The following is a 14,762-nucleotide window of genomic DNA, read 5'->3' as shown; positions in this document are numbered from 1 at the left end:
TACCGTGACCGTCCCCCGGGAACGCGGCCCGCCCGATCCGACGAGGAGCGACGATGGACTTCCTGCAGCCCACGACGTGGGCGGAGGCGCTGGAGGCGAAGGCCGCCCACCGCGACGCCGTGCCCATCGCCGGGGGCACCGACGTCATGGTCGCGATCAACTTCGGCCGGCTCCGCCCGTCGTTGCTGCTCGACCTCACCCGGGTCCCCGAGCTGCAGGGGTGGGACACCGTCGACGACGGCGTAGTGCGGCTGGGTGCCGGCGTCCCCTACGCCCGGGTCATCACCGAGCTCGGCGACCGGCTGCCGGGGCTGGCGATGGCCGCCCGCACGATCGGCTCGCCGCAGATCCGCAACCGGGGCACCGTCGGCGGCAACCTGGCCACCGCCTCCCCGGCCGGCGACGCCCACCCCGCGCTGCTGGCCGCCGGCGCCGAGGTCGAGGTGGCGAGCGTCCGCGGCACCCGCCGGATCCCGGTCGCCGCGTTCTACACCGGCGTCAAGCGCTCCGCGCTGGCCGACGACGAGCTGATCGCCGCCGTCCGGATCACCCCGCCCACCGGCCCGCAGCAGTACAGCAAGATCGGCACGCGCAACGCGATGGTCATCGCCGTCGCCGCGTTCGGGCTGGCGCTGCACCCCGACCGCCGCGCCGTCGGCACCGGCATCGGGTCGGCCGCCCCCACGCCGCGCCGCGCCGCCGCCGCCGAGGAGTTCCTCGCCGGGGAGCTCGACGGCCTGTGGGACTCCCGCGCCGAGCTGCCGGCGGCCACCGCCGCGCGCTTCGGCGAGCTGGTGGCCGGCGCGGCGGCGCCCATCGACGACGTCCGCGGCACCGCCCGCTACCGCGTCCACGCACTCTCGGTCATGGCCCGGCGCACGCTGACCTGGGCCTGGGCCGACTACCGGAAGGGAGACCCGACGTGCGCCTGAGCTGCACCGTCAACGGCACGCCGCAGCAGGTGGACGACGTCTGGGAGGGCGAGAGCCTGCTGTACGTCCTGCGTGAGCGGATGGGCCTGCCCGGCTCGAAGAACGCCTGCGAGCAGGGCGAGTGCGGCTCGTGCACGGTCTACCTCGACGGGCTGCCGGTGTGCGCCTGCCTGGTCGCCGCCGGGCAGGCGCAGGGCCGACAGGTCGGCACCGTCGAGGGCCTCGCCGGCGGGGACGGGCTGCACCCGGTCCAGGAGGCGTTCCTCGAGGCCGGCGCCGTCCAGTGCGGCTTCTGCACGCCGGGGCTGCTGGTGGCCACCGACGACCTGGTCCGCCGCGCGCGGGACGAGGGCCGCACGCCCGCCGACGCCGAGATCCGCGAGGCGCTGGCCGGGAACCTCTGCCGCTGCACCGGCTACGAGAAGATCCTGGACGCCGTCCGGCTCGCGGCCGACCGCATGGCAGGTGACGCGCGATGAGCACCCCCACCCGCGCCCCGAGCGGCGCCCCCTCGCACCTGACCGGCCCCGGCAGCGGCGGCGGCGGGGTGGGCACCGACGCGCAGCGCCCCGACGGCGTCCTCAAGGTCCGCGGCGAGTTCGCCTACGCCAGCGACCTGTGGACCGACGACATGCTGTGGGGCGTCACGCTGCGCAGCCCGCACCCCTACGCCCGCATCCGCTCGATCGACGTCGGCCCGGCGCTGGCCGTCCCCGGCGTGCACGCCGTCCTCACCTCCGACGACGTGCCCGGCGAGAAGGTCTACGGCCTCGAGCTCGCCGACCAGCCGGTGCTCGCCCTCGACGTCGTCCGCTACCAGGGCGAGCCGGTGGCGCTGGTCGCCGCCGACCACCCCGACACCGCCCGCCGGGCCGCGGCGCGGATCGTCGTCGACTACGACGTCTGGGAGCCGGTCACCGACGCCCGCGCGGCGCTGGGCCACCCCACCTGGAACCAGGTGCACGACGCGCCGGCCGAGGTCACCGAGCTCAGCCGGGAGAGCGCCCACCTGCACCCGCACGGCAACCTGGTGCGCCACCTCAAGGTCCGCAAGGGCGACCCCGCGCCCACCGCCGACGTCGTGGTGGTCGGCGAGTACGAGGTCGGCATGCAGGACCAGGCCTTCCTCGGCCCGGAGTCCGGGCTGGCGGTGCCCGGCGAGGACGGCGGCGTCGACCTGTACGTGGCCACCCAGTGGCTGCACGTGGACCAGCGGCAGATCTGCTCGGCGCTGGGCATGCCGCCCGAGCGGGTGCGGCTCACCCTCGCCGGCGTCGGCGGCGCGTTCGGCGGCCGCGAGGACCTGTCGATGCACGTGCACGCCTGCCTGCTCGCGCTGCACACCGGCCGGCCGGTGAAGATGTCCTACAACCGCGAGGAGTCCTTCTTCGGACACGTGCACCGCCACCCGGCGACCATGCGCTACGAGCACGGCGCCACCCGCGACGGCGACCTGGTCTACGTGAAGGCGGAGATCTACTTCGACGGCGGCGCCTACGCCTCCAGCACCCCGGCGGTCGTGGGCAACGGCGGCACGATGGGCATCGGCCCCTACGTCGTCCCGAACGTGCACGTCGACTGCTACGGCGCGTACACCAACAACCCGCCGTGCGGCGCCATGCGCGGGTTCGGGTCGGTGCAGACCGCCTTCGCCTACGAGGCGCAGATGGACGCCCTCGCCGCCGAGCTCGGCGTGGACCCGGTCGAGCTGCGCTGCCGCAACGCGATGGAGCAGGGCTCGGAGACGCCCACCGGCCAGGTGGTCGACAGCCCCGCGCCGGTCGCCGAGCTGCTGCGCCGGCTGGAGGCGATGCCGCTCCCGCCGGCGCCCGCCACCGGCGACGACGTCGACCTGCGGCACATGCCGGGCGGGGTCTCCAACACCACCCACGGCGAGGGCGTGCGCCGCGGCGTCGGGTACGCCGTCGCCTACAAGAACGTGGCCTTCTCCGAGGGCTTCGACGACTACTCGACCGCGCGGGTGCGGCTGGAGGTCGTCGGCGGCGAGGCGGTCGCGACCGTGCACACCGCGGCCGCCGAGGTCGGCCAGGGCCTGGTCACCGTCGAGCAGCAGATCGCCCGCACCGAGCTCGGCGTGGACGCCGTCGTCCTCCACCCGAAGGACACCGGCGTCGGGTCGGCCGGGTCCAGCTCCGCGTCCCGGCAGACCTACGTCACCGGCGGCGCGGTGAAGGCCGCGTGCGAGGCAGTCCGCGGCCGGGTGCTCGAGCGCGCGCGGCACGCCGTCGGCCGGCCGGTGACCGACCTGCGGCTGGACGGCGGGAAGGTCGTGTCCGACCTCGAGGGCGTCGCGCTGCCGCTGGCCGACGTGCTCGGCGACGAGGCGGTCGAGGAGACCGTCGAGTGGCGGCACCGGCCCACCCAGGCGATCGACCCGGAGACCGGCCAGGGCTTCGCGCACGTGCAGTACGCCTTCTCCGCGCACCGGGCCGTGGTCGACGTCGACACCGAGCTCGGGCTGGTCAAGGTCGTGGAGATGGCCTGCACGCAGGACGTCGGCAAGGCGATCAACCCGCAGGCCGTCGTCGGGCAGATCCAGGGCGGGACGGCGCAGGGGCTGGGCCTGGCGGTGATGGAGGAGGTCCTCGTCCGCGACGGCCGGGTGCAGAACCCGTCGTTCACCGACTACCTCATCCCGACCGTGCTCGACATGCCGCCGATGCGCATCGAGGTGCTGGAGTACGCCGACCCGCACGCGCCCTACGGCCTGCGCGGCGTCGGCGAGGCACCCAACATCTCCTCCGGGCCCGCGGTGCTCGCCGCGATCCGCCAGGCGACCGGCCTCCCGCTGACCCGCGTGCCGGTCCGGCCCGAGCACGTCACGGGTACGTGAGGGGGTGCGCTGACGCCGTACTCCGGGCGCCGGGGTGCGGCGCCGGCGCACACGCTCAGCCCTCGGGGTGACCCCGGATGGGCCGCCGGGTGGACGCGCGGGCTGCCCGGGATCGCCTCCTGCTCCGACGCGCGGGGACGACGCCCGGCGACAGGGTGGTCGCCGTCCCGACCACCCCGGTCCGGGGGGTCGGCGCATGCACGGCCGGCCCGGATCGCCCCGCCGAGGAGGCCTCCCATGGCCCCGACCCGCCCCGCCCCCGCCCGGCCCGCGCCCCACGTCGTCCCGGGCCGGACGCCGACCCGGTACGGCCGCGGCGGGCGACCGGTGCGGCGGCGCCGGCCCGGCCCGGTGCGGCTCGCGACGCTCGTCCTCGCCGCCGCGGCGGCCGTCGTGGTGGTGCCGGCCGTCCGCGACACGCTCGGCGGCTGCCGCGGCGACTCGGCGGTCCCGGCGGCGGCGGTGGGCGCAGCGGCCCGCACGGGTGCCGAGGCGGGCCTGCGGGTCGGGGTCGCCGTCCTGGACACGGCCTCCGGCGCGTGCCTGGTGGCCGGCGACCGGAGCGGGGAGTTCGCCACCGCCTCGGTGGTGAAGGTGATGGTCGCGGCCCGGTTGCTGACCGAGGGGGCGATGACCGGCGAGACCGAGGTGCTGGCCCGTGCGATGGTCAGCCTCTCGGACGACGCCGCGGCGAACGTGCTGTGGGAGCGGGCCGGCGGCCCGGACCTCGAGCCGTGGATCGAGGAGCACTACGACCTGCCGGAGCTGGGGTCCCCCAACGGGATCGTCGGCCGGTGGGGCAACACCCACGTCACGGCCCTCGGCCTGGCGCGGCTCTATGCGGCCCTGCGTGCGGACGCCGTGGTGTGGCCCTGGCTCGGCGCCGCGCTGCACGACGTGCGGGCCGAGGCCGCGGACGGCACCGACCAGGGATTCGGCCTGCAGGCGGTCGCTCCCGGCGCCGCGGTCAAGCAGGGGTGGGCGAACGGCTCCGCCGACGACGCGGGCGACGCGGTGGTCAACAGCACCGGTCTCCTGGCGGGCGACCGCTACGTCGTCGTCCTGCTGACCGAGGGCGACGGCAACGTGTCCGGGTGCGACGGCCGTGGGTTCCACGCCGGCCAGGCGGCGGTCGTCACCGCCATGGCGCAGCAGCTCGTCCCGTCCCTGACGGGATGAGGGACCGGCCGCTCAGGCCACCACACCCGCCCGGCGGTCCATCGCGGCCAGCACCCGGTCCTGCAGGTCGTGGTCCTCCAGGGTGCGGGGCGTCCGCGCCGGGCGGCGGCCGGCGGTGTAGCCGCCGGGCCAGTCGCCGGCCGCGGCGTGCGCCACCCGCGCGCCGCCGTCCTCGACGTCTCCGGGTGCGCCCGGGGAGGCGAGCTTGGTGCGCACCCAGCCGGGGTCGACCGCGCCCACCCGCAGGTGCGGCAGGCGGCGGGCCCAGCCGAGGGCCAGGACGACGTCGAGCGCCTTGGAGTCGGCGTAGGCGCGCCCCGGCTCGCGCGGGCCGCCGAGGTCGCCGGGGTCGACGCGCCCCGAGCCGACCATGCCGCTGCCGAGGAAGACCAGCCGCTCGCGCACCCGCTCCCGCAGCAGGGCGGTGAGCAGGTGCGGGGCGAGCGCGTTGACGGCGAAGGCGAGCTCGTGGTCCTGTGCGCTGGTCGGCGCGCCGTCCGGCGGCCACACGCCGGCGTTGTGGACGAGCACGTCGAGGTCCCCGAGCTGCCCGGCGAGCGCGCGGACCTGGTCGAGGTCGGCCAGGTCGCCGGTGACCAGCCGGACGTCGCCGAGCCGGCCGAGCTCCTCGACGACCGGCGCGCCGCGCGACTCGCTGCGGGCGTGCAGGACGACGGTGTGCCCGCCGGCCAGCAGCCGCCGCGCGGCCGCCCGGCCGATGCCGTCGGTGGACCCGGTGACCGCGATCGTCGCCATGCCCCGCCCCTACCCGCCGAGGGCGGCAGGAATGGCCGTTCCTGCCGCCCTCAGCCCCGCGCCGTCCCCTCCCAGCGGCGGATCAGGGCGGCGCGGCCGGCCTGGGTCGGGCGGCCCCACAGCCGCAGCCGGGCCATGCCGCCGTCGGGGAAGACGTCCATCCGCACCGCGGTCACCGCGGCGTCGCCGGGCAGCACGAACCGGTGCCGGGTGTCGGGCTGCAGCGGCGTGCGGGGCAGCAGCTCGACCTCGGCGCCGTCCGCCGTCCTGCCGGTCAGGGACGCCGCCCCGGGCGCGTTGCCGAGGAACCACGAGGTGTCCAGCTCGGCGAGGGTCACCGTGCCCTCGCAGGCCAGCGCCACCTCGACCCAGTCGTTGCCGTCGTCGCGGCGGCGGGCGTTCTCCCACCCCTCCCCCATCGAGCGGGCCTCACCGCGGCCGATGAGCTGGTGCGGGCTGCCGTAGAAGGCGTTGCTCACCCCGGTGATCCGCCCGCCGTTCTCCAGCGCGGCGAGGTCGCACGGGCCGGCGTCGAGCAGCCGCGGGTCGGGCACCACCTCGCCGTGCACCCGCAGCCGCGCCACACCGCCGTCGGGGTGGATGGACAGCCGCACGTGCGTCACCCGCGGGCCCGGCTCGACGGCGAAGCGGTTCGCCGTCCCGCCGGCCAGGTCCGACAGCGGCAGCAGCGGGGTCCAGTCGGCGTCGGCCAGCGCGGACGCCGGCGGGTGCCCCTCGACGGACGCGCCCTCCAGCGCGGCCCGCGGCGGGTAGTTGCCGAGGAAGAACGCGGTGTCGACGACGACGGCGTGCACCACACCCGGCATGCCGAGGCGCACGACCGCCCAGTCGTGCCCGGGCCCGCGCCGCCGGCGGGTCTCCCAGCCGTCGTACTCCTTGCCACGGGCGCCGAAGTCGTCGCGCGCCCGCGCCGGCCCGGGCAGGACCAGGTTCTCCTTGCCGGCGAAGAACTCGTCGTTGGCGGCCACCACGGCGCCGCCCTGCGTGCGGACGGCGAGGTCGGGCAGGTCGAACGGGTCAGGCATCGGTCTCCTCGTCGGCGGCGGTCGCGGGTCACTCTGGCACGGCCGGGGTACCGGGCCGGGGTCCGCGAGAGATCCGAGGAGGACCCGTGTCCGAACCCACCGACGACCTGCGCGAGCGCGCCCGCGAGCACGTCCAGCAGATGCCCGCCGAGACCGCGCTGGGCAACGCCGACCCCGCCGGCGGCTCCACCGACGACCCGCAGATCATGGACGACGCCGCCCGTGAGGAGGGCGAGCAGTCCAGCTGAGGCTCACCGGCCCCCTCGGCCGAGCAGCCGGCCGAGGGGGCTGCCGTCGGCCTCCCGGCCCCGCAGCCAGGTCCGCCGGACGACGCCGGTGAGCTCCCGCCCCGCGTAGGGCGTCACGGGGTTCCGGTGCTCGAGCCGGCCGACCGTGAACCGCTCGTCCGGCGCGAAGGCCACCAGGTCGGCGTCCCGCCCGACGGCGATCGCCCCCTTGCCCGGCAGCCCGGCCAGCCGCGCCGGCGCCGCCGACATCCACTCGACCACCCGATCCAGCGGGATCCCGCGGGCGCGCGCCCCGGTCCACACCGCGGGCAGCGCCACCTGCAGCCCCGCGATGCCGCCCCACGCCAGCCCGAAGTCGCCGACGTCGAGCCGCTTGAGCTCGGGCGTGCACGGCGAGTGGTCGCTGACCACCATGTCAATCACAGCAGGGCCGCCGTCCCCGGCCCGCAGCGCCCCCCACAGCGCCTCCCGGTGCGCCGCCTCGCGGATCGGCGGGCAGCACTTGTACGCGGTGTCGCCGTCGGGCACGTCCTCCGCGGCGAAGGTCAGGTAGTGCGGGCAGGTCTCCACGGTGATCCGCACGCCGGACGCCCGGGCGGCGCGCAGCAGCGGCAACGCGTCACCGTCGGCCAGGTGGACGACGTGGCTGCGCGCCCCGGTGTCCCGCGTGGCCGCGACCAGCCGGCCGATCGCCGTCTCCTCGGCCGCGGGCGGGCGCGAGGCGAGGTAGGCCGCGTAGCCGGTGCCGGCCGGCTCCGGCGCCGCGGCGATGACCTGCTCGTCCTCGGCGTGCGCGATGAGCAGCCCGTCGAAGGACGCCAGCTCGGCCAGCGCGGCGCGCAGCCCGGCGTCGTCCAGCGCCGGGAACTCCGGGACGCCGGAGTCGAGCAGGAAGCACTTGAACCCGACGACGCCGGCCTCGTGCATCGGCCGCAGCTCGCCGGTGTTGCCCGGCACCGCCCCGCCCCAGAACGCCACGTCGACGGCGACCTGCCCGGCCGCGACCTCCCGCTTCACCCGCAGCGCCTCGAGCGAGGTCGTGGCCGGCACGGAGTTCAGCGGCATGTCCACGATCGTGGTGATCCCGCCGGCGGCCGCGGCCCGGGTGGCGGTGGCGAAGCCCTCCCACTCGGTGCGGCCGGGCTCGTTGACGTGCACGTGGCTGTCGACCAGCCCGGGCAGCAGCACCTCGTCGTCGGCGAGAGTGACCGCGCCGGCTGGGACGTCGTCGAAGCCGGTGACCGCGGTGACCACGCCGCCGGCGGTGTGCACGGCGGCGGCCCGCTCCCCGTCGGGCAGCACCACCCGCCGCGCCCGGACGACGAGCGTCACGCCACCGCCTCCACCGCGCGCACCACGGAGTGCAGCTCGGTGCCCCAGGCGGTGGCCACCCAGCCGTTCTCCAGTGGCAGGCGGACGGCGTCGCCGGCGGTCAGCACCCCGGCAGCCTGCCCCACGTGGACCGTGGACGCCCAGGCACGCGGCGCGACCGGCGGCAGCCAGGCCGGCGCGCCCGGTCCCAGGCCGATCGTGGTGTGCACCAGCGGGCGGCCGTCGACGACCACCCGCGTCGTGCCGGTCCACCGGCCGGGCTCCTCGCCGGTGCGCCCGAGCAGCACCTGCTCGCTGGCGGTGAGGACTGCGCCCGCCTCGAGCGTGGCGGCCAGCTCGGCCCGGTGGTGGGCGCGGACGGCGACCACGGTGGGTTCGGGCCGCAGGTCCAGCTCCCCGGCCACCTCGGCGACGACGCGCTGCACCGAGGGGCGGTCACCGTCGCGGGCGGGCAGCGCGACGGCGGCGGCCACCGAGCGCACCGCCAGCGTGGCGCCCTCCTCGACCACCAGCCGGACCTCCGCGTCGTCGCCGCCCAGCGGGCCGAACGCCGTCGCCACGAGGTGCACCGAGGACGGACCGGTCCGCCGCACCGCCAGCTGCCCGCTCGCGCGGACCACCGGCAGCACCGTGCGCCCGCCCGGGCCGCGCCGCGCGACGACCTCGACCCGCGTCCTCACGCCCGCTGCAGCCGGCGGGCGCGCACCTGCCCGCGCACCCACTCCGCCACGGCGGCCGCCGTCGGGTCCTCCCGCAGGGAGATCAGCAACGTCGGCTTCTCCCCGCGGACCATCGCGGAGTCCCGCCGCATGACGTCGAGGTCGGCGCCCACCAGCGGCGCGAGGTCGGTCTTGTTCACCACCAGCAGGTCCGACGCGGTGACCCCCGGCCCGCCCTTGCGCGGCACCTTGTCCCCGCCGGCCACGTCGACGACGAACACCTGCACGTCGACCAGCCCGTAGCTGAAGCTCGCCGTCAGGTTGTCCCCGCCGGACTCGACGAACACCAGCTCCAGTCCTGGGTGGCGGGCCTCGAGCAGCTCGACGGCGTCGAGGTTGGCGGTGATGTCGTCCCGGATGGCGGTGTGCGGGCAGCAGCCGGTCTGCACCGCCTCGATCCGGTCGTCGGGGAGGACGGCGTTGCGGCGCAGGAAGTCGGCGTCCTCGGTCGTGTAGATGTCGTTGGTGACGACGGCGAGGTCGTACTCGGTGCCCAGCGTGCGGCACAGCGCGGCGGCCAGCGCGGTCTTGCCCGAGCCGACGGGGCCGCCGAGCCCGACGCGCAGCGGCCCGCCGTGCCGGTGCGGCACCTCCGCGTCGACGTAGTCCTGCAGGTCGTGGTCAGGAGGCAAAGAAGCGGTCCTTCCGTGCGGCGTGCACCTCGGCGAGGAGGTCGAGGAGCGGGTCGGTGTCGGCGGGTAGGGAGCCAACAGCGCTACAAAGGCACCTCTCGGCGACGGCGTCGATCTCGGGGGCCAGCCGCGCGGTGACGGCGGCGACGGTGAGCGGGTCCATGGCCAGCAGCCGCTGGGCCGCCGTCGCCGGGCCGCTGACCGACAGGTACGCGGCGGCCGCGGCGGCGTCCCGGGCGGTCAGCCCGCCCGCGGCCGCGGCGACCCCCAGCGCGACCGGGTGGTGCGGCGCGGCCGGCAGCGCCTCCCAGACCGGCGACGGCCACGCGCGGCGGCCCACCCGCACCAGGCCGCGCCCCTGCTGCCGGGACGCCGTCCGCAGCGCCGGCGACGGCGTCCGCGCGTCGGCCTCCGCATCGAGCGCCGTCAGGTCTCCTCCGTGGCACGCCGCAGCGGCGAGACCGGCGGCGACCCGGCCGGAGGTCTGCAGCCGGCGCAGCAGGAACGCCGCCAGCGACGCCGGGTCGCGCACCAGCCCGGCCGCGACCGCCTGCTCCACCCCGCCGGAGTGGGTGTGCCCGCCGGCCGGCAGCCGCGAGTCGGCCAGCGTGAGCAGCGCTGCCGTCATCAGAACAGGAAGTACCGCTGCGCCATCGGCAGCTCGCGCACCGGCTCGGGCTCCCACACCTCGCCGTCCACGGTCACCGTGAAGGTGTCCGGGTCGACGCGGATCTCCGGCAGCGCGGTGTTCTCCGGCATGTCGGCCTTGGTGAGCCGGGTGGTGTCGGTGACCGCGGCCAGCCGCCGGTCGACCGCCAGCCGGTCGCCCAGCCCGGCCTCCAGCGCGGCGGGCGCGACGAAGTGCAGCGAGGTCCGCGCCGGCACCCTGCCGTAGGCGCCGAACATCGGCCGCGGGAGCTGCGGCTGCGGCGTCGGGATGGAGGCGTTGGCGTCGCCCATCTGCGCCCACGCGATCACCCCGCCCTTGAGCACCGCGTGCGGGCGGACGCCGAAGAACCGCGGGTCCCACAGCACCAGGTCGGCGAGCTTGCCGGGCTCCACCGAGCCCACCTCGCCGTCGATGCCGTGCGCCACCGCCGGGCAGATCGTGTACTTCGCGACGTACCGGCGGGCCCGCAGGTTGTCCGCGGCGCCGTCGCCGGCCAGCGACCCGCGCTTGCGCTTCATCACGTGCGCGGTCTGCCAGGTGCGCAGGACCACCTCGCCCACCCGGCCCATCGCCTGCGCATCCGAGCCGATCATCGAGATGGCGCCCAGGTCGTGCAGCAGGTCCTCGGCGGCGATCGTCGTCGGCCGGATCCGGCTCTCGGCGAAGGCCAGGTCCTCCGGCACCGAGCTGTCCAGGTGGTGGCAGACCATCAGCATGTCGAGGTGCTCGTCGAGGGTGTTCACCGTGTGCGGCCGGGTCGGGTTGGTCGACGACGGCAGCACGTTCGGGTGCCCGGCGACGGTGATGATGTCCGGCGCGTGCCCGCCCCCGGCGCCCTCGGTGTGGTACGCGTGGATCGACCGGCCGGCGATCGCGGCGAGGGTGTCCTCGACGAACCCGGCCTCGTTGAGGGTGTCCGAGTGCAGCGCCACCGGGACGCCGTGCCGGCCGGCGACGGTGAGGCAGGCGTCGATCGCCGCGGGCGTCGAGCCCCAGTCCTCGTGCAGCTTGAACCCGCTCGCCCCGCCGCGGAGCTGCTCCTCCATCGACTCCTGCGAGACGGTGTTGCCCTTGCCCAGCAGCGCGACGTTCACCGGCCACGGGTCCATCGCCTCGAGCATGCGGGCCAGGTACCAGTCACCCGGGGTGATCGTGGTGGCCTTCGAGCCCTCCGCCGGGCCGGTACCGCCGCCGATGAGCGTCGTGACGCCCGAGCCCAGCGCCGTCGGGACGATCTGCGGGCAGATGAAGTGCACGTGGCAGTCGATGCCGCCGGCGGTGAGGATCCGGCCGTTGCCGGCCATCACCTCGGTGCCGGGCCCGATCACCAGGTCCGGGTGGACGCCGTCCATCGTGTCGGGGTTGCCGGCCTTGCCCAGCGCGACGATCCGGCCGTCCCGGACGCCGACGTCGGCCTTGACGACCCCCCAGTGGTCCAGCACGACGGCGCCGGTGACCACCAGGTCGGGAGCGCCCTGCGCGCGGGTGGCGCGGCCCTGGCCCATCGACTCGCGGATCACCTTGCCGCCGCCGAACACCGCCTCCTCGCCGGCCCGGCCCGGGCCGCCGCAGCGGTCCTCCTCGACCTCGACCAGCAGGTCGGTGTCGGCCAGCCGGATCCGGTCGCCGGTGGTGGGCCCGTACAGCTGGGCGTAGCGCTCGCGGGACAGCCGCACCATCAGCCGAGCCCTCCCTCTGCGGTCAGGCCGGGGACGACGCGCGCGCCGGCCAGCGGCACCAGCGTCACGGTGCGGGTGATGCCGGGCTCGAACCGGACGGCGGTGCCGGCGGCGACGTCGAGCCGGTGACCGCGCGCGGCGGCCCGGTCGAACGCCAGTGCTCGGTTGGTCTGCGCGAAGTGGACGTGCGACCCCACCTGCACCGGCCGGTCACCGGTGTTGGTCACCTCGAGCTCGATCCGCGGGGCTCCGGGCAGCGTCTCGATGACGCCGTCGGCCGGGATCACCTCGCCGGGGATCACGGGATGGGCTGGTGGACCGTGACGAGCTTGGTCCCGTCCGGGAAGGTCGCCTCCACCTGCACCTCCTCCAGCAGCTCGGGGACGCCGTCCATGACGTCGTCGCGGGTGAGGACGGTGCGGCCCGACTGCACGAGCTCGGCGACCAGGACGCCGTCGCGGGCGCCCTCCAGCACGTGGTCGGTGACGATCGCCGTCGCCTCCGGCAGGTTCAGCCGCAGCCCCCGAGCGCGCCGTCGGCGGGCGAGCTCGGCGGCGTAGGAGAGCAGCAGGCGCTCCTGCTCGTGCGGGGAGAGGTGCACGCGGGGTCCTCCGGGGTCGGCGGAGCCCGGACGCTAGTTCCCGGATGTGTCGCGGCGGTTACCGGAGCGGGCGGAAGAACTCCCGGACGTCGGCCACCAGCTCCGCCGGGCGCTCCATCGCCGCGAAGTGCCCGCCGCTGTCGTGCTCGCGCCAGGCCCGCAGGTCGGTCAGCTGCCGCTCCGCCCACGCGCGGGGCGGCACGAAGATCTCGCCGGGGAACATCGACACGCCGCTGGGGACGTCGACCCGCGGCGTCCGCTCCCCCGGCGCCCGGGCCATCTCCCAGTACATCCGCGCCGACGACGTCGCCGTGCCGGTGAACCAGTACACGGACACGTCGTCGAGCAGCCGGTCGGCGCCGAGCGCCCCGACCGGGTCGCCGCCGGTGTCGGTCCAGGCGTGGAACTTCTCGAGGATCCACGCGCACTGCCCGGCTGGGGAGTCGGTGAGGCCGTAGCCGAGCGTCTGGGGCCGGGTGCGGTGCTGGTGGCTGTAGGCCGAGCCGTCGTCGCGGAAGGCCCGCATCCGGTCCAGCGCCCGCTGCTCGCGCTCGTCGAACTCGCTCCGCCCCTCCGGCGGGAGGGTCACCACCATGTTGAGGTGCACGCCGACCACCCGGTCGGGGTGCCGCGCGCCCAGGTTGGCCGACACGAACGACCCGATGTCCCCGCCCTGGGCGCCGAACCGCTCGTGGCCGAGCCGGCGCATCAGCTCCGCCCAGGCGTCGGCGGTCCGTGCCGGTCCCCAGCCGGGCGCGGTCGGCTTCCCGCTCCACCCGTAGCCCGGCAGCGACGGGACGACGACGGTGAAGGCGTCGCGCGGGTCCTCGGGCTCGGTGAGCGGGCCGATCACCTCGAGGAACTCGACGACCGAGCCGGGCCAGCCGTGGGTGAGGACCAGCGGCAGGGCGTCGGGGTGCGGCGACCGGACGTGCAGGGCGTGCACCGACAGCCCGTCGATCTCGGTGACCACCTGCGGGAACGCGTTGATCCGCCCTTGCCGGGCCGGCCAGTCGTACTCCTCGGCCCAGTACCGGCAGACCTCCTGCAGCACGGCCGGCGGCACGCCCTGGGTCCAGCCGTCCGCCGTCGGCGGGTCCGGCCAGCGGGTGCCCTGGAGCCGGCGGCGCAGGTCCTCCACCGCGTCCGCCGGCACGTCGACGGTGAAGGGCCTGACGACGTCGTCCACGAGCGCCGACCGTAGCCGGGGGTGACGCCGCCGACGAGCCGGTTCTACGGGTCATCACATGAGTGATCAACCCAGGGACCTCGGGGACCCTGGCGGCGGCCGGCGTCCCCAGTGAACGAGGACGCGGGCCCGATCTTCCGGCAGGTCGCCGCGCAGATCGAGAACGCGATCGTCGACGGCTCCCTCGCCGAGGAGAGCCAGGCGCCCTCGTCCAACGAGCTCAGCGCCTTCCACCGCATCAACCCCGCCACCGCGGCCAAGGGCCTCAACCAGCTGGTGGCCGACGGGGTCCTCCACAAGAGACGAGGAGTCGGGATGTTCGTCGCCACGAGCGCCCGCGAGCAGCTGCTCAAGCGCCGCCACAGCGAGTTCGCCGACCAGTACGTCCGCCCCCTGATGACCGAGGCGCACAAGCTCGGCATCTCCACCCGCGAGCTGGCCACCATGATCGACCGCTGGGAGGACGAGCGGTGAGCGACGCCGCCGCCACGCTCACCGACGTGACGATCCGGTACCGGGAGCACACCGCTCTCGACGGCGTCACCACCGGCTTCGCCACCGACGGCATCACCGGCCTGCTCGGCCGCAACGGCGCCGGCAATGACCGAGCAGCCGATGGTCACCCTGGCGGTCCTGGCGCCGGCGGTACTCGGCGTGATCGCCGCGGCTCTGTCCTTCGCGGGCCTCCGCCGCATCGTCCCCTGAGGTCCGGTCGGCCTGGACGAACAGACACGACCCCCGGTTCCGTCAGGACGGAACCGGGGGTCGTTCTCCGTACAGATCCGGACATCGTCCAGAAATGCAGTGGGGCCCCGCACCGGGATCGGTGCGGGGCCCTGCTGAATGGTTGTCCGGCGGCGTCCTACTCTCCCACCCCGTCTCCGGGGCAGTACCATCGGCGCTGAGAGGCTTAGCTTCCGGGTTC

General features: G+C 76.0%; 16 protein-coding genes and 1 rRNA gene. 6 read left to right on the top strand and 11 right to left on the bottom strand.

Annotation, left to right across the window (positions count from 1 at the left end; translation table 11 throughout):
• Window positions 1-53: 53 nt before the first annotated feature.
• From ACI798_RS20040 to ACI798_RS20025, 4 genes are all read left to right on the top strand, one after another.
• Complete coding sequence (locus ACI798_RS20040) at window positions 54-932, top strand: FAD binding domain-containing protein (RefSeq protein ID WP_456943087.1); 879 nt, start codon at window positions 54-56, stop codon at window positions 930-932.
• Entirely contained in the window at window positions 923-1,411 is a 489-nt protein-coding gene (locus ACI798_RS20035; RefSeq protein ID WP_456943088.1) for a (2Fe-2S)-binding protein, read from the top strand. Before ACI798_RS20040 ends, ACI798_RS20035 begins: the two co-directional genes overlap by 10 nt.
• Window positions 1,408-3,786 (top strand): xanthine dehydrogenase subunit D, encoded by a 2,379-nt coding sequence (gene pucD, locus ACI798_RS20030; protein WP_457048760.1) that lies wholly within the window; start codon window positions 1,408-1,410, stop codon window positions 3,784-3,786. The genes ACI798_RS20035 and pucD overlap by 4 nt, the downstream gene beginning before the upstream one ends.
• A 237-nt stretch (window positions 3,787-4,023) precedes the next feature.
• Window positions 4,024-4,965 (top strand): serine hydrolase, encoded by a 942-nt coding sequence (locus tag ACI798_RS20025; RefSeq protein WP_457048759.1) that lies wholly within the window; start codon window positions 4,024-4,026, stop codon window positions 4,963-4,965.
• Between the two features lie 12 nt (window positions 4,966-4,977).
• Here the strand turns inward: ACI798_RS20025 and ACI798_RS20020 are convergent, their stop codons facing one another.
• Together ACI798_RS20020 and alc are read right to left on the bottom strand one after the other, a co-directional pair.
• Complete coding sequence (locus tag ACI798_RS20020; RefSeq protein ID WP_457048758.1) at window positions 4,978-5,721, bottom strand: SDR family NAD(P)-dependent oxidoreductase; 744 nt, start codon at window positions 5,719-5,721, stop codon at window positions 4,978-4,980.
• Between the two features lie 50 nt (window positions 5,722-5,771).
• Window positions 5,772-6,767, bottom strand: a complete 996-nt coding sequence (gene alc, locus ACI798_RS20015) for an allantoicase (RefSeq protein WP_456943092.1) — start codon at window positions 6,765-6,767, stop codon at window positions 5,772-5,774.
• Between the two features lie 86 nt (window positions 6,768-6,853).
• Here alc and ACI798_RS20010 point away from each other — a divergent pair, with 86 nt between their 5' ends.
• A complete protein-coding gene (locus tag ACI798_RS20010) occupies window positions 6,854-7,015 on the top strand; it encodes a hypothetical protein (protein ID WP_457048757.1) in 162 nt (53 codons plus the stop codon).
• A 3-nt stretch (window positions 7,016-7,018) separates the two neighbouring features.
• Here the strand turns inward: ACI798_RS20010 and allB are convergent, their stop codons facing one another.
• The 8 genes from allB to ACI798_RS19970 are packed head-to-tail and all read right to left on the bottom strand — an operon-like array spanning window position 7,019 to window position 13,837.
• Window positions 7,019-8,347: an allantoinase AllB gene (gene allB / locus ACI798_RS20005; RefSeq protein ID WP_457048756.1), complete on the bottom strand. Its 1,329-nt coding sequence runs from the start codon at window positions 8,345-8,347 to the stop codon at window positions 7,019-7,021.
• The gene (locus ACI798_RS20000) at window positions 8,344-9,027 is read right to left on the bottom strand and encodes an urease accessory protein UreD (RefSeq protein ID WP_457048755.1); all 684 of its coding nucleotides are present in this window, start codon (window positions 9,025-9,027) and stop codon (window positions 8,344-8,346) included. Before ACI798_RS20000 ends, allB begins: the two co-directional genes overlap by 4 nt.
• Window positions 9,024-9,698: an urease accessory protein UreG gene (ureG, locus tag ACI798_RS19995; RefSeq protein WP_456943096.1), complete on the bottom strand. Its 675-nt coding sequence runs from the start codon at window positions 9,696-9,698 to the stop codon at window positions 9,024-9,026. The genes ACI798_RS20000 and ureG overlap by 4 nt, the downstream gene beginning before the upstream one ends.
• Window positions 9,688-10,326: an urease accessory protein UreF gene (locus ACI798_RS19990; protein WP_457048754.1), complete on the bottom strand. Its 639-nt coding sequence runs from the start codon at window positions 10,324-10,326 to the stop codon at window positions 9,688-9,690. The genes ureG and ACI798_RS19990 overlap by 11 nt, the downstream gene beginning before the upstream one ends.
• A complete protein-coding gene (locus ACI798_RS19985) occupies window positions 10,326-12,047 on the bottom strand; it encodes an urease subunit alpha (protein WP_456943098.1) in 1,722 nt (573 codons plus the stop codon). Before ACI798_RS19985 ends, ACI798_RS19990 begins: the two co-directional genes overlap by 1 nt.
• Window positions 12,047-12,349, bottom strand: a complete 303-nt coding sequence (locus ACI798_RS19980) for an urease subunit beta (RefSeq protein ID WP_456943099.1) — start codon at window positions 12,347-12,349, stop codon at window positions 12,047-12,049. The genes ACI798_RS19985 and ACI798_RS19980 overlap by 1 nt, the downstream gene beginning before the upstream one ends.
• Window positions 12,346-12,648: an urease subunit gamma gene (locus ACI798_RS19975; RefSeq protein ID WP_456943100.1), complete on the bottom strand. Its 303-nt coding sequence runs from the start codon at window positions 12,646-12,648 to the stop codon at window positions 12,346-12,348. Before ACI798_RS19975 ends, ACI798_RS19980 begins: the two co-directional genes overlap by 4 nt.
• 58 nt (window positions 12,649-12,706) lie before the next feature.
• Window positions 12,707-13,837: an epoxide hydrolase family protein gene (locus ACI798_RS19970; protein WP_457048753.1), complete on the bottom strand. Its 1,131-nt coding sequence runs from the start codon at window positions 13,835-13,837 to the stop codon at window positions 12,707-12,709.
• Window positions 13,838-13,948: 111 nt separating this feature from the next.
• Between ACI798_RS19970 and ACI798_RS19965 the strand changes: the two genes are divergently transcribed.
• Window positions 13,949-14,311, top strand: a complete 363-nt coding sequence (locus ACI798_RS19965) for a GntR family transcriptional regulator (protein WP_456943102.1) — start codon at window positions 13,949-13,951, stop codon at window positions 14,309-14,311.
• A 375-nt stretch (window positions 14,312-14,686) separates the two neighbouring features.
• On the opposite strand, the gene rrf is transcribed toward ACI798_RS19965, so the two are convergent.
• Window positions 14,687-14,762, bottom strand: a 5S ribosomal RNA gene (rrf, locus tag ACI798_RS19960); the annotation flags it as partial.

The sequence above is a fragment of the Geodermatophilus sp. SYSU D01045 genome, from assembly GCF_054050295.1.
Note: the sequence above shows the minus strand (reverse complement) of the source record. Positions and strands in the feature narration are given on the sequence as shown.

Coding starts and splice junctions, on each gene's coding strand:
- ACI798_RS20040 (WP_456943087.1), top strand. CDS start 54: ATGGACTTCCTGCAGCCCACGACGTGGGCGGAGGCGCTGGAGGCGAAG.
- pucD (WP_457048760.1), top strand. CDS start 1,408: ATGAGCACCCCCACCCGCGCCCCGAGCGGCGCCCCCTCGCACCTGACC.
- ACI798_RS20025 (WP_457048759.1), top strand. CDS start 4,024: ATGGCCCCGACCCGCCCCGCCCCCGCCCGGCCCGCGCCCCACGTCGTC.
- ACI798_RS20020 (WP_457048758.1), bottom strand. CDS start 5,721: ATGGCGACGATCGCGGTCACCGGGTCCACCGACGGCATCGGCCGGGCG.
- alc (WP_456943092.1), bottom strand. CDS start 6,767: ATGCCTGACCCGTTCGACCTGCCCGACCTCGCCGTCCGCACGCAGGGC.
- ACI798_RS19990 (WP_457048754.1), bottom strand. CDS start 10,326: ATGACGGCAGCGCTGCTCACGCTGGCCGACTCGCGGCTGCCGGCCGGC.
- ACI798_RS19985 (WP_456943098.1), bottom strand. CDS start 12,047: ATGGTGCGGCTGTCCCGCGAGCGCTACGCCCAGCTGTACGGGCCCACC.